Origin of the sequence: Pseudomonas sp. TH04 (genome assembly GCF_016651355.1) — a bacterium.
Lineage (GTDB): Bacteria > Pseudomonadota > Gammaproteobacteria > Pseudomonadales > Pseudomonadaceae > Aquipseudomonas > Aquipseudomonas fluorescens.
Genome location: NZ_JAEKEA010000001.1, coordinates 1824554 through 1846702, shown reverse-complemented (window position 1 = coordinate 1846702; position 22149 = coordinate 1824554). Strand labels below are relative to the sequence as shown.

Below are 22149 nucleotides of genomic sequence, written 5' to 3'. Positions count from 1 at the left end.
GTCGGTAATTGTAACGGCCCGAGGTGCCGCCTGTCAGTTGCTGACTGAGCCTATTACGGTTTGTAGGAAATGTAGTGGCTAAGACAAACAAAGGCGGGTTTTGACTCAATATGTAGTGCCATTTTATGCGGATGTTTCGGAGGGTTACGGACAAGTCGGGGTTGGCGCTCAATCAGCGGCCTTCTGGAACCCGCGTATTTACTGGGCTGCAGCGGGGTGTGATTTTTTCGCAAGCACTTTTTGTTGCCTGACGCGCATTGCTCCGAGGCCGGTCGGGCGGCATAATGTAGCCCCTTTTTTCTGCCCCTACATGTGGAAGGTTCCCGTGACTCAGAAGCCCGACCAGTGTCTTGGTGAATGGATCGACCGTGAAGCACTCGCTGAAGCGATGATTCCGCTTATCGGTCAGCTGTACCGCAATAACAATGTGGTGAGCTCGATCTATGGCCGCAGCCTGATCAACCAGTCAGTCATCGCGATTCTCAAAGCCCATCGCTTTGCTCGCCATCGTTCTGCCGACGACAGCGAACTCTCCGTCCACGAAACATTCCCTCTGCTTAAAGCCATGAGCGAGCTCAAGCTCGGCGCGGCCTCGGTAGACCTGGGCAAGTTGGCTTACAAATTCCGCAAAGAAGGTGCTGGCCGCAGCGCCGAGCAGTTCGTGCGTGAAGAAATGGCCGATGTGGTTGGCCAGCAAAACGCGACTGCTCGCAAAGGCACCGACGTCGTGCTGTACGGCTTCGGCCGTATCGGCCGCCTGCTGGCGCGCATCCTGATCGAAAAAACCGGTGGCGGCGACGGCCTGCGCCTGCGTGCCATCGTGGTGCGTAAAGGCGCCGAGAACGACCTGACCAAGCGCGCCAGCCTGCTGCGTCGCGACTCGGTACACGGTCCGTTCAACGGCACCATCGTCATCGACGAAGAAAACAACACCATCACCGCCAACGGTAACCTGATCCAGGTCATCTACGCGAAGAACCCGTCCGAGGTGGATTACACCCAGTACGGCATCAAGGACGCTCTGCTGGTGGACAACACCGGCGTATGGCGTGACGCGGAAGGCCTGGGCCAGCACCTGGCTTGCCCGGGTATCGATCGCGTGGTGCTGACGGCGCCTGGCAAAGGCAAGCTGAAGAACATCGTTCACGGCATCAACCACGGTGAAATCACCGCCGACGACAAGATCGTGTCCGCTGCGTCCTGCACCACCAACGCCATCGTGCCGGTGTTGAAGGCCGTGAATGACAAGTTCGGTATCGTTAACGGTCACGTTGAAACGGTCCACTCGTACACCAACGACCAGAACCTGATCGACAACTTCCACAAAGGCGATCGCCGTGGCCGTAGCGCCGCGCTGAACATGGTGATCACCGAGACCGGTGCTGCCACCGCTGCTGCCAAGGCCCTGCCTGAGCTGGCCGGCAAGCTGACCGGTAACGCGATCCGCGTTCCGACGCCAAACGTGTCGATGGCCATTCTCAACCTGAACCTTGAGAAAGCCGCCACCCGCGAAGAAATGAACGAGTACCTGCGCTACATGGCGCTGCACTCCGACCTGCATAAGCAGATCGACTTCGTTAATTCGCAGGAAGTGGTTTCCACCGACTTCGTTGGCTCGCGCCACGCCGGTGTGGTGGACGCTGAAGCGACCATCACCCAGGACAACCGCGTTGTACTGTACGTCTGGTACGACAACGAGTTCGGCTACAGCTGCCAGGTGGTTCGTGTGATGGAAGACATGGCCGGGGTTAACCCGCCTGCGTTCCCACGCTAAGCCTTTGCGGTCAATGAAAAAGCCCCGACTGGTTCGGGGCTTTTTTATGCCTGCGGGTTTTGTAGTGGCTGGAAGGGCTTCTTCGTGAGCACGCCCGCTCCCACATTCCCCCCGCGTTTCTTCAGGCTATACGCGCTTAAGTGTGGGAGCGGGCTTGCTCGCGAAGGCGACCCATCAGGCGCCGCCAACCACTGAGGCCTGCGCCGTGCGCAGCTCATGCCGATTGCCCTTGAACAGGATCAACGTCGCAATCAACCCCAGCACCGCCGCCCCACTGAGCCAGATCCCTGGCGCCGCCTTGTTATCCAGCACATGGATCAGGTAGGTGCAGGCCGCCGGCGTAAACCCACCAAAGGTCGCCGTTGCCAGGCTGTAGGCCAGGGAGAAGCCGGTGGTACGCACTTCCACCGGCATGATCTCGGTCAGCGCCACCACCATCGCACCGTTGTACGAGCCGTACAGGAACGACAACCACAACAACACAATCAGCAAGTGGTTGAAGCTCGGGTTGGCCACCAGCCAGGACAGCGCCGGGTAAGCCGTGAGGATCGCCAGAATCGTCGCACCCAGCAGCAGCGGTTTGCGCCCGATCTTGTCCGACACCGCGCCCATCACCGGCAGCCAGATGAAGTTGGAAATGCCCACGCATACCGTCACCAGCAGCGCATCGAAATCCGAGAGGTGCAATTCGGCCTTGCCGAAGGTCGGGGTGTAGGCGGTGATCAGGTAGAACGACACGGTGGTCATTACCACCAGGGCCATACCCGCGATGACGATGCCAAAGTTCTGACCGATCGAACGAACGATTTCCTGCAGGGTAGGGCGGTGTTTACGCGCCTGGAACTCAGGGGTTTCTTCCAGCGAGCGGCGAATCACGAAAATCACCGGCACGATCAGGCAGCCGATCAGGAACGGCACGCGCCAGCCCCAATCACCCATCTCTTCCGGGCTGAGCCAGTGGTTGAGGCCCACACCCAGCAAGCCGGCGAACACCACAGCGGCTTGCTGGCTGGCGGACTGCCAACTGACGAAAAAGCCCTTGCGGCCGGGTGTGGCGATTTCTGCCAGGTACACCGACACACCGCCCAGCTCGACGCCGGCAGAGAAACCCTGAAGCAGTCGACCGAACAGCACGATCAGCGGCGCGGCCACACCCAGGGTGGCATAGCCGGGCACGCAGGCGATGAGGATGGTGCCGGCGGCCATCAAGGCCAAGGTGATCACCAGGCCTTTCTTGCGGCCGTGGCGGTCGATGTAGGCACCGAGGAAGATTGCGCCCAGTGGCCGCATCAGGAACCCGGCGCCGAAGGTCGCCAGGGACAGCATCAACGAGGCAAACGCGCTGTCGCTGGGAAAGAAGGTTTTGGCAATGGCTGTGGCATAGAAGCCATAGACCATGAAGTCGAACATCTCTAGGAAGTTGCCGCTGACAACGCGAAAAATCGCTTTGCCTTTGCCCGTGGTGGTGGACATGTCATGCACTCATTTTGGCTGTCTTATTAGTGATCCCTGGTCATCATTCGTCCCTGCTGTAGTTTTGTAACAATATGTGTATTGGCCATTACAGGCAATAAAAACTGATAGCAAGCTGACGACTTGCCGCAAGAGCCGAGGGCGAATAGAGGTCAATGTGGGAAACCCCTGTGGGAGCTGGCTTGCCTGCGATAGCGGTGTGTCAGGTAGCAAATGAGTTGCCGACCCACCGCCATCGCAGGCAAGCCAGCTCCCACATTGGTTTTGCGTTGTTTTCGAGGGTTGCGTTCAGTTGAGGAGGCTGTTGCGCAGGCTGTCCGACAGGCCTTTCGGTGCCAGCCAAATGCCCAGATAGGCTTTTGCCAGCTCTTCATCGCGACTGCTGAACACCACCTGCTCGTTGATCTCCAGGTTCAACCCACGGCCAGGGCGAAAATCCAGGGCGTAACGATCACCGCTGTGGATGTTGCGAAAGCTGGCGTGCAGTTGATCCAGTTCGGGCTTCAAGCGGGCGAGGGTGGCGCTGCTTTGCTGGCGCTTGAGGGTGGTGAGGGCGGCCTTGATCACATCGTTGCGGTCGATGTCGCGAAAGTAGTACAGCACCAGGCGCAGGTCCTGCTGTTGGTCGAGGGCCTGTTTGGCGCCGAGGTTGGCTGGGGCGTACAACGCGGCCGCGTAGACATCGGCCCACAGATAGACCAGCACTGCCTGGTTTTTCAGGACCAGCGCATGCGATTGCCTGGGAAAATCGGCTTGCTTGAGCCGATCCGCCTCACTGGCCTGCACTGCAAGCGAAAAAATCATCATTAAACAGAAAACGACATACCGCATAATGGTTCGTCCCGCGAAAGTGAGTGTCAGTAGTCTAATTCCAAATTCCAAATTCCGTGTTCTGTAGTAAAGGCAAGACTGGCCTACGACGCGACCAAGGGTTAATGTTCGCGGCGTTGAGCCTTATATAGACTGTGCCCCGGCTCACACACTTGAGCCAAATTGTCCTTCATGCCCGCTGGCCGCGGCATGATTTAGCCAGGCGTCCAACCGTACGCCTGGCCTGTTCTGAGGAGTACGCATGGCTGTCTACAACTACGACGTGGTGGTACTGGGTTCCGGCCCGGCTGGAGAAGGTGCGGCGATGAACGCCGCCAAAGCTGGGCGCAAGGTGGCGATGGTCGATAGCCGTCGCCAGGTCGGCGGTAACTGCACCCACCTGGGTACCATCCCGTCCAAGGCCTTGCGTCACTCGGTGCGCCAGATCATGCAGTTCAACACCAACCCGATGTTCCGGGCCATTGGTGAGCCGCGTTGGTTCTCGTTCCCGGACGTGTTGAAAAGCGCCGAGAAAGTCATCTCCAAACAAGTCGCGTCGCGCACCGGCTACTACGCCCGTAACCGTGTCGACCTGTTCTTCGGCACCGGCAGCTTCGCCGATGAGCAGACCGTTGAAGTGGTCTGCGCCAATGGCGTGGTCGAGAAGCTGGTGGCCAAGCACATCATCATCGCCACCGGTTCGCGCCCGTATCGCCCGGCCGATATCGATTTCCACCACCCGCGTATCTACGATAGCGACACCATCCTGAGCCTGGGCCACACCCCGCGCAAACTGATCATCTACGGCGCCGGCGTGATCGGCTGTGAATACGCCTCGATCTTCAGCGGCCTGGGGGTGCTGGTCGAGCTGGTCGATAACCGTGATCAGTTGCTGAGCTTCCTCGACTCGGAAATTTCCCAGGCGTTGAGCTACCACTTCAGCAACAACAACATCACCGTGCGCCACAACGAAGAGTACGAGCGGGTCGAAGGCCTGGACAACGGTGTGATCCTGCACCTCAAGTCCGGCAAGAAGATCAAGGCCGACGCCTTGCTGTGGTGCAACGGCCGTACCGGCAATACCGACAAGCTGGGCATGGAAAACATCGGGGTCAAGGTCAACAGCCGTGGCCAGATCGAAGTGGACGAGAACTACCGCACCTGCGTGACCAACATCTATGGCGCCGGTGACGTGATCGGCTGGCCAAGCCTGGCCAGTGCCGCGCATGACCAGGGCCGTTCGGCGGCCGGCAGCATTGTCGACAACGGCAGCTGGCGTTATGTGAACGACGTGCCGACCGGGATCTACACGATTCCCGAGATCAGCTCGATCGGCAAGAACGAACACGAACTGACCAAGGCCAAGGTGCCTTACGAAGTGGGCAAGGCGTTCTTCAAGAGCATGGCGCGTGCGCAGATCGCCGGTGAGCCACAAGGCATGCTGAAGATCCTGTTCCACCGCGAAACCCTGGAAGTCCTCGGCGTGCATTGCTTCGGCTACCAGGCTTCGGAGATCGTGCACATCGGGCAGGCGATCATGAGCCAGCCGGGTGAGCAAAATACCCTCAAGTACTTTGTGAACACCACGTTCAACTACCCGACCATGGCCGAAGCCTATCGGGTAGCGGCCTACGACGGCCTCAACCGGCTTTTTTGAGCGGCTCCGGCCGGTGGCCTGAGCCGGCCGGGGAGACCGATTTCAGTAATTCTCGAGGGTGGCAGTGGCCAAACCGGGAAAGTCTGTAATCAGGCTATCTACGCCGAAGTCGGCGAGCCTGCGCATCAGCGCAGGTTCGTTGACGGTCCACACGGACACATGCAAACCCTGGCGCTGGGCTTTTTCCAGCCGCTCGGGGGTGCACAACGTCCAGTTCAACGCCAGAAACTCACAGCCGTAGTTTTGCGCGACCTTCAACGGGTCGAGCCAGGCGTATTCGGCGACCAGCCCGCGTGACAGGTCCGGGGTGAGTTCGACGGCGGCTTTGAGCACTTCCCGCGAGCTTGAGGTCACCGTGACCTTGTCCATCAGGCCGAAACGCACGGCCATCTCGCGAATGGCCAGCACCGTGGTCGCGGCGCGGGTGCGTGAGGCGCTTTTGACTTCCAGTTGCCAGTGATCGAAGTCGCACTTTTCGAACAGTTCTTCCAGGCGCGGGATCGGGCACGGGCTGACCCAGCCTGGGCCGCCTTTGCGCGCGTCGATCTTCACAAGGTCGGCTGCCGAATACTCGACGACTTTGCCGCGCCGGTCGGCCGTGCGCTTGAGGGTCGGGTCGTGGATCACCATCAGCTCGCCGTCCATGGACAGGTGCAAATCCAGTTCGCAGCGGCGTACACCGTGCTTGAGGCACTCCTGGAAGCTGGTCAGGGTATTTTCCGGTGCTTCGCCTTTGGCACCGCGGTGGCCGTAAATCAGGGTCACAGTTGCTCCTTTGCGCCAGGTTGTCTGGCGGGGTGAATACGAATTCAGGTGTCTTGGGCGTCGCTCTGTTCCCGTGCCAGGCGTCGTTCCTGGGCTTGTTTCTGCAAGATATAGCGTGCCAGCAACTGGCGCTGGGCGTCGGTCATGGATTCGAACTCAGTGCCCACGTCAAATGCGTCCCCCTCGGGGTCGCAATGGGTGACGCGGGCGCGCAGCAGCAAGCCGAGCGCCTGGGGCATCAGCACCAGCTTGACGGCCAGGTGAGCACCGAGTGCCAGGGGAGTGGGGTGCTTGAAGTCAATGCCGCCCTCGGAAATGACCACCGGCTGCGGCGCGCCCACCTCATCGAGGAGGCCACGGGCCATGATCTGGCTGAGCAGATCCACGCGTTTGTTCTGGACTTTGAGGAAGGCTGCCAGGCTGCGATCTTTCTCGTTGATCTGGCGCAACAGGTGCTGGGCTTCGAATTCGCTGAGGTGCAGTTCGCTGAGCAGGTTGAACAGCGGAGAATCATCCAGCAACACTTCCTTGCTCGCCGCTTCCGGGGCAGACAGTGTGCTGATTTGAAGTGCGATCATGTCGTCGATACGGTAGTATTCGCGGCGTTCTTCTTCATCTAATGTCGACATGGCGAACCCAAAGTAGCGGTAATGGTCTGAGTGTAAAGCTGCTTACCTGACCCCGCCACCGGGACGTCTTCTTTTCCTCCGAACAAGCCCCGACATGTTCAGACCTCTCTTCGTATTTATTGGCACGCGTTATACCCGTGCAAAGCGCCGCAATCATTTTGTGTCGTTCATTTCCCTCACCTCGATGATCGGGCTCGCCTTGGGCGTGGTCGTGATGATCGTGGTGCTGTCGGTGATGAACGGCTTCGACCATGAGATGCGCACCCGCGTGCTGGGCATGGTGCCCCACGCGACCATCGAGTCCGATGAACCCATCAGCGACTGGCCAAGCCTGGCCGACAAGGTCAAGCAGAACCCCAAGGTGGTGGCCGTTGCGCCATTCACCCAGATGCAGGGGCTGCTGACCAACGACGGCAAGGTGCAGAAAATCCTGCTCAATGGCATCGACCCGGCCCAGGAACGAAACGTGTCGATCATCGACAAGTTCATGTTGCAGGGCAAACTCGACGACCTGGCCCCCGGCAGCTTTGGCATCGTGATCGGCGACAAGGCCGCGGCCAAGCTCGGCGTGGGCATCGGCGACAAGCTGACCTTTGTCGCGCCGGAAGTCACCGTGACCCCGGCAGGCATGTTCCCGCGCATGAAGCGCTTTACCGTGGTCGGCACCTTCCACGTCGGCGCCGGCGAGATCGACGGCTACCTCGGCCTGACCAACCTCACCGACCTGGCACGCCTGCATCGCTGGCAGCCGGACCAGGTGCAGGGCCTGCGCCTCAAGTTCAACGACCTGTTCGACGCACCGCGCGGCGCCTGGGAAATCGCCCAGCACCTGGGTGAATCCAAGTACTACGCCCGCGACTGGACCCGTACCCACGGCAACCTGTACCAGGCCATCCGCATGGAAAAAGCCATGATCGGCCTGTTGTTGCTGCTGATCGTCGCCGTGGCCGCGTTCAACATCATCTCCACCCTGGTGATGGTGGTGAACGACAAGAAGGGCGATATCGCCATCCTGCGTACCCTTGGCGCCACGCCGGGGCAGATCATGGCGATTTTCATGGTGCAGGGCACCGTGATCGGCGTGGTCGGCACCTTGATCGGCACCGCCGTCGGCATTTTGGCCGCGCTGAACGTCAGCGCCGCGATCGCCGCGCTGGAAAAAGTCATCGGCCACAAGTTTCTCAACGCTGACGTCTACTTCATCGACTACTTGCCGTCCCAGGTTCAGGCCCAGGACGTGTTGATGGTGGGCGGCGCCGCGTTGGTATTGAGTTTCCTTGCCACCCTGTATCCAGCCTGGCGCGCGGCACGTACCCAGCCAGCACAGGCCTTACGTTATGAGTGAATCGGGCATGAGTGAAAAAGCGATTTTGAGCTGCCGCAACCTGGGCAAATCCTACGAGGAAGGTCCGGAATCGGTGGTGGTGTTGTCCAACCTGCAGCTGGAACTGCACCCGGGCGAGCGCGTGGCGATCGTCGGCAGTTCCGGTTCGGGCAAAAGTACCTTGCTCAACCTGTTGGGCGGCCTGGATACGCCGTCCCAGGGCAGCGTATGGCTGGCCGGCGAAGAATTGTCGGCTCTCGGTGAGAAGGCGCGCGGTCAACTGCGCAACCGTTCGTTGGGTTTTGTCTACCAGTTTCACCATTTGCTGCCGGAATTCACTGCCCTGGAAAACGTGTGCATGCCGCTGCTGATCGGCAAGACCGCGATCCCGGAAGCCCGCCAGCGCGCCAAGGCGTTGCTGGAGCGCGTCGGCCTCGGCCATCGCCTGGAGCACAAGCCGGCCGAGCTGTCCGGCGGTGAGCGCCAGCGCGTGGCGATTGCCCGCGCACTGGTGAACAACCCAGGCCTGGTGATGCTCGACGAGCCGACCGGCAACCTCGACTCCCACACCGCCCAGGGCATCAAGGATTTGATGCTGGAACTGAGCACCCAGATGCGCACCGCGTTCCTGGTGGTGACCCATGACATGAGCATGGCCCGCCAGATGGACCGCGTGTTGCACCTGCAGGAAGGTCATCTGGTCGCCATCTGACCCGTTTCAAGCCCGGCGCCTGGCGCTGGGCTTTTTCATTTTTTCAACGGTGCCCGCGAATGTTCAGACCGTTATCGATTTTCATCGGCACGCGCTATACCCGCGCCAAGCGCCGCAACCGTTTTGTTTCGTTTATCTCGATGACCTCGATGATCGGCCTCGCCCTGGGCGTGCTGGCGATGATCGTGGTGTTGTCGGTGATGAACGGCTTCCAGCGCGAAATGAGCACGCGCATTCTCGGCATGGTACCGCACGCCACCATCGTCGGCGTGAACCCGATTGATGATTGGCAGCCGGTGGCCGCTGCGGCGATGAAGAACCCGGAAGTCACCGCAGCGGTGCCTTTCACGCAGATGGACGGCATGTTCTCCTACAAAGGCGCGATGCAGCCGATCGAGATCAGCGGCGTCGACCCAGCCCAGGAAGGCAAGGTCTCGATCGTGGCCCAGCATATCGTGCGCGGCAAGCTGGAAGACCTGAAAGCCGGCGAGTTCGGCGTGGTCATCGGCGACATCACCGCACGGCGCTTCCGCCTGAACGTGGGCGACAAGCTCACCCTGATCGTCCCGGAAATCAGCACGGCACCGGGTGGTATCACCCCGCGTATGCAACGCTTGAACGTGGTCGGTATCTTCAAGGTCGGCGCCGAGCTGGATGGCTCCATGGCCTTGATCAACATGGCCGACGCCGCCGAGATCCAGCACTGGCAGCCGAACCAGGTGCAAAGTGTGCGCCTGGCGGTGAAGGACCTGTACGCAGCGCCCAAGGTTTCGGCGGACATCGCCGCCAGCCTGGGCGCGGCCTACAAGCCGGATGACTGGACCCACACCCAGGGCAGCCTGTTCAGTGCGATGAAGATGGAAAAGACCATGATCGGCCTGCTGTTGCTGATGATCGTCGCCGTCGCCGCGTTCAACATCATTGCCACGCTGATCATGGTGGTGAACGACAAGGGCGCCGACATCGCGATTCTGCGCACCATCGGCGCCACGCCACGGCAGATCATGGCGATCTTCATGGTGCAGGGCACGGTGATCGGCATCGTCGGCACCCTGATCGGCGGCGTGCTGGGGGTGATTGCGGCGTTGAACGTGAGTGAGTTGGTGGGTTGGCTGGAGCGCGTGAGCGGCCAGCATATCTTCAGTTCGGACGTGTACTTTGTCAGCAACCTGCCTTCGGAACTGCAGGGCGGCGATGTGCTGCTGATTTGCTCGGCGGGGTTTGTGTTGAGCTTCTTGGCGACGCTGTATCCGGCGTATCGGGCGGCGAAGATTGAGCCGGCGCATGCGCTCAGGTATTCGTAAAGTCTGAGACCGCTATCGCAGGCAAGCCAGCTCCCACATTTGAATGTATTCACACATCAAAATGTGGGAGCCGGGCTTGCCCGCGATAGGGCCGGTACAGCTTGCATCAATCTGCTGTTGGCAACTCAATCACAAACCTGGTCCACCCCGCCCCAGACTCACAGTAAATCCTCCCGCCATGCGCCCGCACAATCGACTGGGTAATCGCCAGCCCCAGCCCCGCATGCTCGCTGCTGCCTTCACGGCGCGCCGGGTCCGCACGGTAGAACCGATCAAACAACCTCGGTAACAGCGCCGCTGGAATGCCTTCGCCGGTGTTCTCCACCGTCAGCGTCACGCCCTGTTTGCGTCCAACTATCCGCACCCGCACCTCGCCACCGGCCGGGGTAAACCTGAGCGCGTTATCGAGCAAATTCGACAACGCCCGGCGCAACATGCCGCGATCACCCGCCGTGTGCGCTGTGCCCTCGCGCACCAGGCTCACGTGGGCGTCCTCGGCCAACAAGGCGAAGAACTCCAGCAGCGCCTCCACTTCAGCTTCCAGCACCAAGGCTTCGCGCTTGGGCATGAGCAGCCCGTGATCGGCCTTGGCCAGGTACAACATGTCATTTACCAACTGCGCCATCCATTGCAGTTCTTCCAGGTTGCTGTGCAGCGCCTCGCGGTAATCCTCCAGCGGGCGCGGCTGAGTGAGGATGACCTGGGTGTGGGTCAGCAGGTTCGATAGGGGCGTGCGCAGTTCGTGGGCGATGTCGGCGGAGAAGGCCGAGAGGCGCTGGAACGAATCGTCGAGGCGGCCCAGCATCGCGTTGAAGGCCTGGGCCAGTTCGGCGAGTTCCACGGGCATTTGCTGCTGGGGCAGGCGTTGGGTCAAGGAGTGCGCCGACACCCCGGCGGCCACTTCACTCATGCGCCGCAACGGCCGCAAGCCACTGCGCGCCGCCCAGGCGCCGAGCAGCGCGGTGGCCAGCGCCGAGAGGCCGACGGTCAGCCAGATCAGATGCTGCATGCGTTGCAGGAAGTGCTGGTGATGGGTGATGTCGAGCATCAGGCTCAGTTGCGGCGAGCCCGGCTGGTTTGGCAGCAACGGCACGTTGTACACGCGGTAGTCGGTGCCGGCGTTTTGCAGGCTGTGCAGGCCTGGCGCTGCGGGCAGTGCGACGCCTGGTGCGCCGTCATACCAGCGCTGGCCGGCGGCCGTAATGCGCAGTGCCAGGTCGGGTTGCCGGTTGAGTTCAGTGCGCAATTGCGCTTCGCGCTGGGCGAACAACTGTGGCGTATCCACACCCTGCAACGTGCTGCGCAGCGCCACCAGTTTGCCGTCGAGCAACTGTTGGTCGAGTTCGACAAAGTGCGCCTCACTGGCCTGGTTGAAGAGCACGCCGGCGATCAACGAGACCACCGCCGTGCACGCCGCAAACAGCAGCGCCAGGCGGCTGGCCAGGGACAGGCGCTTGATCAATTGCACCGTTCCTCCAACACATAGCCCATGCCGCGCACGGTGTGGATCAGCTTGTTGGGGAAGTGGTCATCGACTTTCAGGCGCAATCGGCGGATCGCCACTTCGATGATGTTGGTGTCGCTGTCGAAATTCATGTCCCACACTTGAGAGGCGATCAGCGACTTGGGCAGCACTTCGCCCTGGCGGCGCAGCAACAGTTCCAGCAGCGAGAATTCCTTGGCGGTGAGGTCGATGCGCTGGCCGTCCCGTTCGACGCGGCGGCGGATCAGGTCCAGGCGCAGGTCAGCCAGTTGCAGCGCGGTGTCCTGCGGTGTGCTGCTGCCACGGCGCAACAGGCTGCGCACCCGGGCCAGCAGTTCGGAAAAGGCGAAGGGTTTGACCAGGTAATCGTCGGCGCCCAGTTCCAGGCCGTGCACGCGGTCTTCCACCGCATCGCGGGCGGTGAGGAACAGCACCGGGAGGTCCAGGCCGGCACTGCGCACGGCTTGCAGGATTTGCCAGCCGTCACGGCCCGGCAGCATCACATCAAGGATCAACAGGTCGTAATCACCGGTCAGCGCCAGGTGTTGCCCGCTGGTGCCGTCGGCGACCAATTCGGTGGTAAAGCCCGCCTCGGTCAGGCCCTGGCGCAGGTAGTGGCCGGTTTTCAGTTGGTCTTCAACGATCAGCAGTTTCATGGGCAGCTCTTGGCAGCGGGTCACGATGGGCTTTATACCGTGGGCGCCAGGGCAGGGGCGCAACCTGACAAAGTTGTAATCTAGCAGTCAGCTGGCTGGCAGCGGGGCCATCTTAAAGTGCTGAGCAAGCTGGACACACTTTTTTGGAGAAGCGTCATGGCATTGCGTACACCACTGTTATTGGCGGGCTGTTTGTTGGCGTTAAGCGTTAATGCAATGGCCGATGAGGCCCACACCTACGCGTTTGGCCACCCGGCACCGGCCGATAAAGCCACGCGCACCGTGGAAGTCACCCTGCAGGACATTTCCTTTTCGCCCAAGGCTCTGGATGTAAAAGCCGGTGAGACCGTGCGCTTTGTGCTGGTCAACAAAGGCCAGTTACTGCACGAATTCAATCTGGGTGATGCGGCGATGCACGCCGAACACCAGAAAGAAATGCTCAAGATGCAAGCCAGCGGCATGCTCACGGCCACCGGCATGGGCAAGATGGACCACGCCGCCATGGGGCATGGCGATATGGGCGGCATGAAGCATGACGACCCCAACAGCGTGCTGGTCGAGCCGGGCAAGTCCGCCGAGCTGACCTGGACCTTCACCAAGGCCACCGGTCTTGAGTTTGCCTGCAACATTCCGGGGCATTATCAGGCGGGCATGGTCGGCAAGCTGACCGTTGAGTGAGGCGATTCTTAAGGGCGGGAGCAAAGGCTGGTAGACTGGCGCGGTTTATTTAGCCAGGTTTCCGCCATGCATCCCGCAGCCGAACATTCGCCGCTGGGCAAGTCCAGTGAATACATCTCCACTTACACGCCGTCGTTGCTGTTCCCGATCCCTCGCGCCGCCAAATGGGCCGAGCTGGGCCTGAGCGCCGAAACCCTGCCGTACAAAGGCGTGGATTTCTGGAACTGCTTCGAATTGTCCTGGTTGCTGCCGTCGGGCAAGCCGGTGGTGGCCATCGGTGAATTCAGCATTCCGGCCGAGTCGCCGAACATCATCGAGTCCAAATCTTTCAAGTTGTACCTCAACTCGCTGAACCAGACCGCGTTTGCCAATACGCAAAGCCTGGAAGCCACCTTGCGCACCGACCTCAGCGCCGCCGCCGGCTTGCCTGTGAGTGTGCGCATCCGCAGCCTGGCCGAGGTTGAGGCCGAAGGCGTGATGGCGTTGCCGGGGGCGTGCATTGACGACCTGGACATCAGCGTCAGCAACTACGAGCACCCGCGCCCGGAACTGCTGCGTTGCGACGACTCGCGCATCGTTGAGGAGAGCGTGCACAGCCACCTGCTCAAATCCAACTGCCCGGTCACCAGCCAGCCGGATTGGGGCAGCGTAGTGGTGGAGTACCGTGGCCACGCGTTGGATCACGCCAGTTTGCTGGAATATATCGTGAGCTTTCGCCAGCACTCGGACTTTCATGAACAGTGCGTGGAGCGCATCTTTTTGGACTTGCAGCGGTTGCTCAAGCCCGAGAAGTTGACGGTGTATGCACGCTATGTGCGGCGCGGTGGGTTGGATATCAACCCGTATCGCAGCACGGAAGATGTGCAGTTCCAGAACGTGCGCCTGGCTCGCCAATAAGCATCACCCAAAACTAAATGTGGGAGCTGGCTTGCCTGCGATAGCGGCCCATCAGTCATACATCGGGTGACTGATACACCGTCATCGCAGGCAAGCCAGCTCCCACAGTGGGTTCTGTGTGGGGCGTGGGATCGTATTAGATCCCGATGTTGCCCAAGGTGATCATGATATTGCGCAATGTCCCGGAAATGACCGGGTGTTCAGCATCGAACTCTATCGCCGCTTGATTCACATCATCGGAAATACTGGGTGTTTGGGTGGCCGGTTCAAGTTCGAGTTGTAATTCGAATTTGGCAATCAAGGCTTCCAGCGCTTCACGTTTTTCTTCAGACAGCGGCGGTTGCTGTTCCAACTGCCCGCGCAGGATGTTGACCTGTTCTTCAAGCTTTATGCGGTCAGGCATGACGTTCTTCCTTTTATCGATAGGCACTGGCATAGACCGCGGCACGCCGGGAAAGGTCTACGGGCTGACCTGTAGATTAATCCACCGGCGCCTTCAGTGCATGATCTCTATCAGGGCTTCTCGCCTTTAAGCTGGCGCAGGCTGATATCCGCCAGGCAGGTGCCCAGCTCGCCAAGGTGGTCGATCACCGAGTGCACGCCCAACCCATACAGCGCCACCGTGGCTTTGCCGCGTTTATGTTCGCGCTGCTGCTCGGTCAACGCCTGCCATTGCTCGGGCGCCAAGCCGCACAGTGAGCCGCAGGACGCCAGGCCGATGGTCCACAACCCGGCATTCAGGCCCGCTTGCAGCAAGCGTGGCTCGCCGCTGACCAGCACGCAGCCTTCCAGGCGTTCGATATTCAAGGCCATCAGGGCTTGCCAGCAGGCATGCGGCGCCGGCCAGCGGATGGAGGAGGGCGGTGTTGCCTTCACCCAGTCGGGCAATGCGGCCGACAGCGGTGTGGTCACCGAGGCGGGCAGTTCATCCAGCCAGGCGCAAGGCACCCCTTGGTCCTTGAGACTGCGCAGGATCTTCAGCGCGCCGGGCGTGGCTTGGGAGTCGGGGCAGGGCGAGTCGGTGCGTGCCTGGGAACCGAAATCCACCAGGCAGCCACTCAGGCCAAACAGCACGGCGGTCAAGGAGGGGGCTCTGGCGACGGCAATTTCGGCGTGAGGCATTTCGACATCCCTGAAATAGCTGTGACGCTATCGAGGCGACATGACAAGCGGATGACACTCGGGCGCACTTGTAGGAATTTTGTGCATTTTTCGTATGTCGGTTCCGCGTTACTGCCTAAATCGACACTTCCGTCATATACTGACGATCTTATTCAGGGCATAGCGCCCATGACAGACCATTCAAGGAGCAAAAGCTATGCGCTGGAGCCACTACTTCGCTCAGCTATCTGTGTGTGCCACTGTTCTTCTGGCCCCGTTCGCCGCACAGGCCGCGTCGCAAGACGATCCATGGGAAAGCGTCAACCGCCCGATCTTCACCTTCAACGACACCGTTGATACCTACGCGCTCAAGCCATTGGCGCAGGGCTACCAGTTTGTCACGCCGCAATTCGTGCAGACGGGCATCCATAACTTCTTCCGCAACATCGGCGATGTCGGCAACTTTGCCAACGACGTGTTGCAGCTCAAGCCACACGCGGCCGGTGTCGACACCGCGCGTTTGCTGATGAACACCACGTTTGGTGTACTGGGCTTCATTGATGTGGGCACCAAGATGGGCCTGCAACGCAACGACGAAGACTTCGGCCAGACCCTGGGCTACTGGGGCGTCGGCAGCGGTCCTTACGTGATGCTGCCACTGCTCGGCCCAAGCACCCTGCGTGATGCGCCGTCCAAATACGTCGACAGCTACACCCAACCGTACCGTTACATGAACGATATCGGCTGGCGCAACAGCACCTTCGGCCTGAACATCGTCGACACCCGTGCCAGCCTGCTCGACAGCGAGAAGCTGATCACTGGCGACAAATACACCTTCATCCGTAACGCTTACCTGCAGAACCGTGAGTTCAAGGTCAAGGACGGCAAGGTCGTCGACGACTTTTAAGCCGTGACGTTTTGAAATGAAAAAAAAGGCGACCCGCGTGGTCGCCTTTTTTGTGCGCGATTTCAGCGCATTTTCAAGATCCTGAGGCCCAGGTGCTGGCGCTCGCCATCATTCTTGGCCCACACCACCTCGGTGTCCGCCTCCAGGCCCGCGAGGGCGGCGTGCTCCGAGTCAATGCGCACGGTCAGTTGGTCGCCCACCTCGAACTGGCGGGGGGCCTGCACCTGCATGCCAGAGCTGGAAAGGTCCACACAGACCCCGGCAATCTCCTGCCCGGCGTGGATTAACGACACATCGGCATCCACTCGCATGCGGATGAAATCGCGTTTTTCGGCGTAGTCGCGCTCGTGTTCGCTCACGGGTTCCATCCTTACTTTGTGTTGTGGTCGTGGGTGTTCTTATAACTCCCAGTGATTTGCGGTGTAAAGACGCCCGGCGACCATCGGCATGAGCTTGAAACCCCTGACGGATGGGAGTACCGTCTGCGCCTTAGAAGGGCACCTCTGCTTTACCTTTGTGCATGGGCAAAATCCCGATGCTTTGTAGGACAGAGTGGCTAGAAAGCGAATCCAGTACGTGAGCCCGGCCATTGTCGAGCCACCTACGCCAACCTAATTCTGGCGCCGTTTGCCCACATGCAAAAAACCAGTGCCACGCTGCTGATAATCGATGACGACGAAGTAGTGCGCGCGAGCCTCGCGGCCTACTTGGAAGACAGTGGCTTCAGCGTCCTGCAGGCCAGTAATGGCCAACAGGGTCTCCAGGTATTCGAGCGCGACAAGCCCGACCTTGTGATCTGCGACCTGCGCATGCCCCAGATGGGCGGCCTCGAGCTGATCCGCCAGGTGACTGAGCTTGCCCCGCAGACGCCGGTGATTGTTGTGTCCGGTGCCGGCGTGATGAACGACGCTGTCGAGGCCCTGCGCCTGGGCGCCGCCGACTACCTGATCAAGCCCCTGGAAGACCTGGCCGTGCTGGAGCACTCGGTGCGCCGTGCGCTGGACCGTGCCCGCCTGCTGCTGGAAAACCAGCGCTACCGCGAAAAGCTCGAAACCGCCAACCGCGAGCTCGAAGCCAGCCTCAACCTGCTCCAGGAAGACCAGAACGCCGGTCGCCAGGTGCAGATGAACATGTTGCCGGTCAGCCCCTGGACCATTGACGAGTTCCAGTTTGCGCACCAGATCATCCCGTCGTTGTACCTGTCGGGTGATTTCGTCGATTATTTCCGCGTCGATGAGCGGCGTGTGGCGTTCTACCTGGCCGACGTCTCCGGCCACGGCGCTTCTTCTGCTTTTGTCACCGTGTTGTTGAAGTTCATGACCACACGGCTGTTGTTCGAATCCAAGCGCAATGGCACCTTGCCGGAGTTCACTCCCTCCGAGGTGCTGGGCCACATCAACCGAGGCCTGATCAGCTGTAAGCTGGGCAAGCACGTGACGATGGTCGGCGGCGTGATTGATGAAGAAACCGGTCTTTTGACCTACAGCATCGGCGGTCACCTGCCGATGCCGGTTTTATACACTCCTGACAGTGTGCGTTACCTGGAAGGCCGTGGTCTGCCGGTGGGCTTGTTCAATGAAGCCACCTACGAAGACCACATCCTGGAACTGCCGCCGACCTTCAGCCTTACGCTGATGTCCGACGGTATCCTCGACTTGCTTCCAGAGCCTACACTCAAGGAGAAAGAAGCCGCCTTGCCCCAAAAGGTCAAGTCGGCGGGCGGCAGCCTGGATGGCCTGCGGCAGGTTTTTGGATTGGCCACGCTAGGGGAGATGCCGGATGATATCGCCCTATTGGTGTTGAGCAGGAATCTTTGATGAGTACCGGAAGAATCCAATTCGCCGAGCAAGACGGGACCTTCGTCCTGAAGTTTGTCGGTGAAGTGCGCCTGACCTTGTGTTCGGCGCTGGATGCAACGATTGAGCGGATTTTCACAGCCCTGAATTTCTCGGCGATCGTGATCGATCTGACCGAAACCCGCAGCATCGACAGCACCACCCTTGGCTTGCTGGCCAAATTGTCCATTCTGTCGCGGCAGAAGGTCGGCCTGTTGCCGACGGTGGTCACCACCCACGAAGACATCACCCGTCTGCTGCAGTCCATGGGGTTTGACCAGGTGTTCAACATCGTTGACCGCCCGATCCCCTGCCCGGAATGCCTGACCGACCTGCCGTCGCAAGACCAGTCTGAAGAAGTGGTACGGATCAAGGTGCTGGAAGCGCACAAGATCCTGATGGGCCTGAACGAGTCCAACCGCGAAGCCTTCCACGACCTCGTCAACGCCCTGGAACGCCACTGATCCCCAGTTGAAACCCAATCCAAATGTGGGAGGGGGCTTGCTCCCGATGACGGTGTGCCAGTGATGAATGCATTGCCTGACACGCTGCTATCGGGAGCAAGCCCCCTCCCACAGTGGAACTGAGCTCGGCTTGCGCTCGGCGAAAGACACAAAAAAGGGCGGCACCCGCGAGGGTGCCGCCCTTTTTGTCGCCGTCTGCCTTACAACTTGGCAGTCAACAACGCTTCAAGCTTCTCCTGGTCCCGAGCAAACTGACGAATCCCCTCTGCCAGCTTCTCAGTCGCCATCGCATCCTCGTTGGACTCCCAACGGAACTGCGCTTCAGTCAAATGCACCCGCGCTTCACCGGCATGGCCTGGCGACAACTTGCGCTCCAGCTTGCCTTCATCCGCCGCCAGCTTCTCCAGCAGGTCCGGGCTGATGGTCAAGCGGTCACAGCCGGCCAGCTCTTCAATCTGGCTGAGGTTACGGAAGCTCGCGCCCATCACCACAGTCTTGTAGCCATTGGCCTTGTAGTAGTTGTAGATGCGCGTCACCGACTGCACGCCCGGGTCATCGGAACCGGTGTAGTCGTTGCCGTTGGCCTTCTTGTACCAGTCGTAGATACGGCCCACGAACGGCGAAATCAGGAACACCCCAGCCTCGGCACAGGCCACGGCCTGGGCAAACGAGAACAGCAGCGTCAGGTTGGTTTGAATGCCTTCTTTTTCCAGCTTCTCCGCCGCGCGGATGCCTTCCCAGGTGGAGGCGATCTTGATCAGCACACGGTCACGGCCAACGCCGGCTTTGTCGTACAGGTCGATCAGACGGTGCGCACGCTTGAGAATGGCCGCTTCATCGAACGACAGGCGGGCATCCACCTCAGTGGAAATACGGCCCGGTACGACTTTCAGAATTTCTTGACCTACCGCCACCGCAAAACGGTCGCTGGCCAGGCCCACGTCGCCGTTACAGTCCTTAACGCACTCATCCAGCAGCTTGGCATAGCCTGGGATCGAAGCGGCCTTGAGTAGCAGGGAAGGGTTGGTAGTGGCGTCTTGCGGCTTGAGCTTGGCGAGGGTAGAAAAATCGCCGGTATCGGCTACAACGGTGGTGAATTGCTTGAGTTGTTCCAGCTTGGAAGTCATGGGCGTGCTCTGTCCTGTGGGTCTGATGACATTACCCGAGCGCCGGCAGGCGCTCAAGGGCGCAAATGCGTTCGATCGTTTGCGAGGGCAACAACCTGAAAACAGCCGTTTGAATCGCCGGCCATACTGCTAACTAGGAGACCAAAACCGCCGACAGGTTCAACCCAACTGCCCCGCGACCACTCAGATCAAACGGTGGGAGCGGGCTTGCCTGCGATAGCGGCGGCAAACACACCACCAGCTTCCAGACAAACATCAATCCAACTGTGGGAGCGGGCTTGCTCGCGAAAGCAGCCTATCAGCCACCAAACCCACCCACTGACACCCAACCTGCCAAATCACCGCCCCTCCAACAACTCCCCCGCCTGATCCAGCAACGCCAACGGATCACTCGCCTTATGAATATCCACCGACAACAACTGCCTGAACCGACGAGCCCCCGGAAACCCGGTCCCCAACCCCAACACATGCCGAGTAATGTGATGCATCGCCCCACCACTGGCCAAATGCTCCGCAATATACGGCCGCAACTGCGCCAACGCCTCAGCCCGACTCACCACCGGCGCCGCACTGCCAAACAACTGCTGATCCACCTCCGCCAGCAAATACGGATTGTGATAAGCCTCGCGCCCCAACATCACCCCATCAAACACCTGCAAATGCGCCTGGCACTGCTCCAGCGTCTTGATCCCACCATTCAACACAATCTCCAACGCCGGGAAATCCTGCTTCAACTGCGCCGCCACGTCATACCGCAACGGCGGAATATCGCGATTCTCCTTCGGCGACAACCCCTCCAGAATCGCAATCCGCGCATGCACCGTAAAACTGGTACACCCGGCATCCCTCACCGTCCCGACGAAATCACACAACTCGGCATAACTGTCGCGCCCATTGATCCCGATACGATGCTTCACCGTCACCGGAATCGACACCGCATCCCGCATCGCCTTCACGCAATCCGCCACCAGTGCAGGGTGCGCCATCAGGATCGCGCCGATCATATTGTTCTGCACCCGATCACTCGGGCAGCCGACGTTCAAGTTCACTTCATCGTAACCGGCCGCCTCAGCCATACGCGCACAGGCGGCCAGCTCGGCGGGCACGCTGCCGCCCAACTGCAGCGCGAGCGGGTGCTCGGCTTCGTTGTGACGCAGGAAGCGCTCGTGGTCGCCATGCAGGATCGCGCCCGTGGTGACCATCTCGGTGTAGAGCAGGGCGTGCTTGGAGAGCAGGCGCAGGAAGAACCGGCAGTGGCGGTCGGTCCAGTCCATCATGGGGGCGACGGAGAAGCGGCGGGAGAGGGGAGCGGTTTGTAGGGGCATTGGGGGTCTGAGTCAGCGGGGTGAATGGGGCGCAGTTTATCAGGGATGGGTCTTGGGTGTGGGGGAGGCGTGCGCCGCGCCTCTCACCACTTCGCACTTAGCGGTGCTGCGTGTGGAATATGCCAAGGATCCGAAGGCGCTGTTTCGTCAGATAATGGGGTCTGACCCCGACACCCCCAGACTACTTGACCCGTTCACAGGCGTTCGCGTACTACGCCCGAGCTTGGTTGGGGCCAATGTCGGGTGTTTGTGGGGGACCTGGCGGAGCTTCCGTGTCGACGACTTCGAGTTGGCGTCATTGGCATGCCAACTGGCGTGTCTTACCAATGCCTCTCTCCTGACCTGGCGATAACCTTCACTCACATTGAGTCGGGCGGAGGTTTGTTCCATGAAGCAATCAAGTCGAGTAGCACTGGTAACGGGCGCTTCTTCCGGGATGGGGAAGGCGTTCGCGCAGGCGTTGTTGGGGGAGGGCATGGTCGTTTACGCCGTCGCCCGGCGCGTGGATCAGATGACGGAACTGCGCCGGTTGGGGGCGATTACACTCGCGATGGATATCACCCGCGAGCAGGATGTGGAGCGAGTGGTTGCCCACATTAAAAGTCAGCACGGTGCAGTAGATGTGCTTCTGAATAATGCCGGCTTTGGATTATACGGGGCGATGGAAGACACCCTGATCGATGACGCCCGCTACCAATTCGAGGTGAACCTGTTCGGGCTTGCACGCCTGACGCAGGCCCTGCTGCCGGATATGCGTAGCCAGGGCAAAGGCCTCATCATCAATATCTCCTCCATGGGGGGCAAGGTCTACACCCCGCTAGGCAGTTGGTACCACGCCACCAAACACGCCCTGGAAGGATGGTCGGATTGTTTGCGCCTGGAGCTTCGACAGTTCGGTATCAACGTGGTCTTGATTGAACCGGGCGCGATCGATACCGAGTTTGGGGCGGTCATGCTGGAACCCATGCTTCGCCGCTCGGAAAACGGTGCTTACCATGCCATGGCCCAAAAGGTCGCCGCTGCCACACGGCAGTCGTATAAACCCGGTTCGCTGTCCAAGCCCCAGGTCATCGTCGACCTGGTGTTGAAGGCTGTGCGTAGCGCCCATCCCAAAACACGCTATGTTGGGGGTAAATATGCGCGGCCACTGATGACCATCCGCAAATGGCTGGGTGACCGGATTTACGACAAGATAATGATGGCTATGGTGCGGTGACAGGAGCGAAAC

General features: G+C 60.3%; 22 protein-coding genes. 11 read left to right on the top strand and 11 right to left on the bottom strand.

Annotated elements, in window-relative coordinates; translation table 11 throughout:
- The first annotated feature begins 310 nt into the window (after positions 1 to 310).
- Positions 311 to 1774 carry a glyceraldehyde-3-phosphate dehydrogenase gene (locus tag JFT85_RS08195; protein ID WP_053255048.1) on the top strand — a complete coding sequence of 488 codons (1464 nt, stop codon included), beginning with the start codon at positions 311 to 313 and terminating at the stop codon, positions 1772 to 1774.
- A gap of 174 nt (positions 1775 to 1948) precedes the next feature.
- Here the strand turns inward: JFT85_RS08195 and tcuC are convergent, their stop codons facing one another.
- Together tcuC and JFT85_RS08185 are read right to left on the bottom strand one after the other, a co-directional pair.
- A complete protein-coding gene (tcuC, locus tag JFT85_RS08190) occupies positions 1949 to 3247 on the bottom strand; it encodes an MFS transporter (RefSeq protein ID WP_053255049.1) in 1299 nt (432 codons plus the stop codon).
- A 288-nt stretch (positions 3248 to 3535) separates the two neighbouring features.
- Positions 3536 to 4078: a chalcone isomerase family protein gene (locus JFT85_RS08185; protein WP_078827891.1), complete on the bottom strand. Its 543-nt coding sequence runs from the start codon at positions 4076 to 4078 to the stop codon at positions 3536 to 3538.
- A 241-nt stretch (positions 4079 to 4319) separates the two neighbouring features.
- On the opposite strand from JFT85_RS08185, the gene sthA reads away from it, so the two are divergent.
- The gene (gene sthA, locus JFT85_RS08180; protein ID WP_012722857.1) at positions 4320 to 5714 is read left to right on the top strand and encodes a Si-specific NAD(P)(+) transhydrogenase; all 1395 of its coding nucleotides are present in this window, start codon (positions 4320 to 4322) and stop codon (positions 5712 to 5714) included.
- 42 nt (positions 5715 to 5756) lie between these two features.
- On the opposite strand, the gene JFT85_RS08175 is transcribed toward sthA, so the two are convergent.
- Together JFT85_RS08175 and JFT85_RS08170 are read right to left on the bottom strand one after the other, a co-directional pair.
- Positions 5757 to 6479 carry a glycerophosphodiester phosphodiesterase gene (locus JFT85_RS08175; RefSeq protein ID WP_069552667.1) on the bottom strand — a complete coding sequence of 241 codons (723 nt, stop codon included), beginning with the start codon at positions 6477 to 6479 and terminating at the stop codon, positions 5757 to 5759.
- A 44-nt stretch (positions 6480 to 6523) separates the two neighbouring features.
- A complete protein-coding gene (locus JFT85_RS08170) occupies positions 6524 to 7108 on the bottom strand; it encodes a PilZ domain-containing protein (RefSeq protein WP_053255052.1) in 585 nt (194 codons plus the stop codon).
- Between the two features lie 94 nt (positions 7109 to 7202).
- Here JFT85_RS08170 and JFT85_RS08165 point away from each other — a divergent pair, with 94 nt between their 5' ends.
- From JFT85_RS08165 to JFT85_RS08155, 3 genes are read left to right on the top strand one after another with little or no spacing between them, the layout of a single operon-like run.
- Positions 7203 to 8453, top strand: a complete 1251-nt coding sequence (locus tag JFT85_RS08165; protein ID WP_053255053.1) for a lipoprotein-releasing ABC transporter permease subunit — start codon at positions 7203 to 7205, stop codon at positions 8451 to 8453.
- Positions 8454 to 8460: 7 nt separating this feature from the next.
- Positions 8461 to 9144, top strand: coding sequence for a lipoprotein-releasing ABC transporter ATP-binding protein LolD (lolD, locus tag JFT85_RS08160; protein WP_017477213.1), 684 nt, complete (start codon positions 8461 to 8463; stop codon positions 9142 to 9144).
- 59 nt (positions 9145 to 9203) lie between these two features.
- A complete protein-coding gene (locus tag JFT85_RS08155; RefSeq protein ID WP_053255055.1) occupies positions 9204 to 10448 on the top strand; it encodes a lipoprotein-releasing ABC transporter permease subunit in 1245 nt (414 codons plus the stop codon).
- A gap of 106 nt (positions 10449 to 10554) precedes the next feature.
- On the opposite strand, the gene JFT85_RS08150 is transcribed toward JFT85_RS08155, so the two are convergent.
- Together JFT85_RS08150 and JFT85_RS08145 are read right to left on the bottom strand one after the other, a co-directional pair.
- A complete protein-coding gene (locus JFT85_RS08150) occupies positions 10555 to 11910 on the bottom strand; it encodes a heavy metal sensor histidine kinase (RefSeq protein ID WP_201230883.1) in 1356 nt (451 codons plus the stop codon).
- Positions 11907 to 12587, bottom strand: a complete 681-nt coding sequence (locus tag JFT85_RS08145; protein ID WP_169875786.1) for a heavy metal response regulator transcription factor — start codon at positions 12585 to 12587, stop codon at positions 11907 to 11909. The genes JFT85_RS08150 and JFT85_RS08145 overlap by 4 nt, the downstream gene beginning before the upstream one ends.
- A gap of 156 nt (positions 12588 to 12743) precedes the next feature.
- On the opposite strand from JFT85_RS08145, the gene copI reads away from it, so the two are divergent.
- Both copI and queF read left to right on the top strand, forming a co-directional pair.
- The gene (copI, locus tag JFT85_RS08140) at positions 12744 to 13265 is read left to right on the top strand and encodes a copper-resistant cuproprotein CopI (RefSeq protein ID WP_053255057.1); all 522 of its coding nucleotides are present in this window, start codon (positions 12744 to 12746) and stop codon (positions 13263 to 13265) included.
- Between the two features lie 66 nt (positions 13266 to 13331).
- Positions 13332 to 14162, top strand: a complete 831-nt coding sequence (gene queF, locus JFT85_RS08135; protein WP_201229652.1) for an NADPH-dependent 7-cyano-7-deazaguanine reductase QueF — start codon at positions 13332 to 13334, stop codon at positions 14160 to 14162.
- Positions 14163 to 14298: 136 nt separating this feature from the next.
- Here queF and JFT85_RS08130 read toward each other — a convergent pair whose 3' ends face one another.
- Together JFT85_RS08130 and JFT85_RS08125 are read right to left on the bottom strand one after the other, a co-directional pair.
- Positions 14299 to 14565: a DUF4404 family protein gene (locus JFT85_RS08130; RefSeq protein WP_053255059.1), complete on the bottom strand. Its 267-nt coding sequence runs from the start codon at positions 14563 to 14565 to the stop codon at positions 14299 to 14301.
- A gap of 110 nt (positions 14566 to 14675) precedes the next feature.
- Positions 14676 to 15284, bottom strand: coding sequence for a hypothetical protein (locus tag JFT85_RS08125; protein ID WP_053255060.1), 609 nt, complete (start codon positions 15282 to 15284; stop codon positions 14676 to 14678).
- Between the two features lie 196 nt (positions 15285 to 15480).
- Between JFT85_RS08125 and JFT85_RS08120 the strand changes: the two genes are divergently transcribed.
- Positions 15481 to 16170, top strand: a complete 690-nt coding sequence (locus JFT85_RS08120; protein ID WP_053255061.1) for an MlaA family lipoprotein — start codon at positions 15481 to 15483, stop codon at positions 16168 to 16170.
- 62 nt (positions 16171 to 16232) lie between these two features.
- Here JFT85_RS08120 and JFT85_RS08115 read toward each other — a convergent pair whose 3' ends face one another.
- Positions 16233 to 16529: a PilZ domain-containing protein gene (locus JFT85_RS08115; protein ID WP_053255062.1), complete on the bottom strand. Its 297-nt coding sequence runs from the start codon at positions 16527 to 16529 to the stop codon at positions 16233 to 16235.
- A gap of 276 nt (positions 16530 to 16805) precedes the next feature.
- Between JFT85_RS08115 and rssB the strand changes: the two genes are divergently transcribed.
- Both rssB and rssC read left to right on the top strand, forming a co-directional pair.
- Positions 16806 to 17987: a two-component system response regulator RssB gene (rssB, locus tag JFT85_RS08110; protein WP_017737359.1), complete on the top strand. Its 1182-nt coding sequence runs from the start codon at positions 16806 to 16808 to the stop codon at positions 17985 to 17987.
- Positions 17987 to 18469 (top strand): anti-sigma factor antagonist RssC, encoded by a 483-nt coding sequence (rssC, locus tag JFT85_RS08105; protein WP_010566476.1) that lies wholly within the window; start codon positions 17987 to 17989, stop codon positions 18467 to 18469. The genes rssB and rssC overlap by 1 nt, the downstream gene beginning before the upstream one ends.
- 200 nt (positions 18470 to 18669) lie before the next feature.
- Here rssC and tal read toward each other — a convergent pair whose 3' ends face one another.
- Both tal and dusA read right to left on the bottom strand, forming a co-directional pair.
- Positions 18670 to 19596 carry a transaldolase gene (gene tal / locus JFT85_RS08100; protein WP_053255063.1) on the bottom strand — a complete coding sequence of 309 codons (927 nt, stop codon included), beginning with the start codon at positions 19594 to 19596 and terminating at the stop codon, positions 18670 to 18672.
- A gap of 338 nt (positions 19597 to 19934) precedes the next feature.
- Entirely contained in the window at positions 19935 to 20921 is a 987-nt protein-coding gene (gene dusA, locus JFT85_RS08095) for a tRNA dihydrouridine(20/20a) synthase DusA (protein ID WP_201229646.1), read from the bottom strand.
- A gap of 388 nt (positions 20922 to 21309) precedes the next feature.
- On the opposite strand from dusA, the gene JFT85_RS08090 reads away from it, so the two are divergent.
- Positions 21310 to 22137: an oxidoreductase gene (locus JFT85_RS08090; RefSeq protein WP_201229641.1), complete on the top strand. Its 828-nt coding sequence runs from the start codon at positions 21310 to 21312 to the stop codon at positions 22135 to 22137.
- The last annotated feature ends 12 nt before the right edge of the window (positions 22138 to 22149 follow it).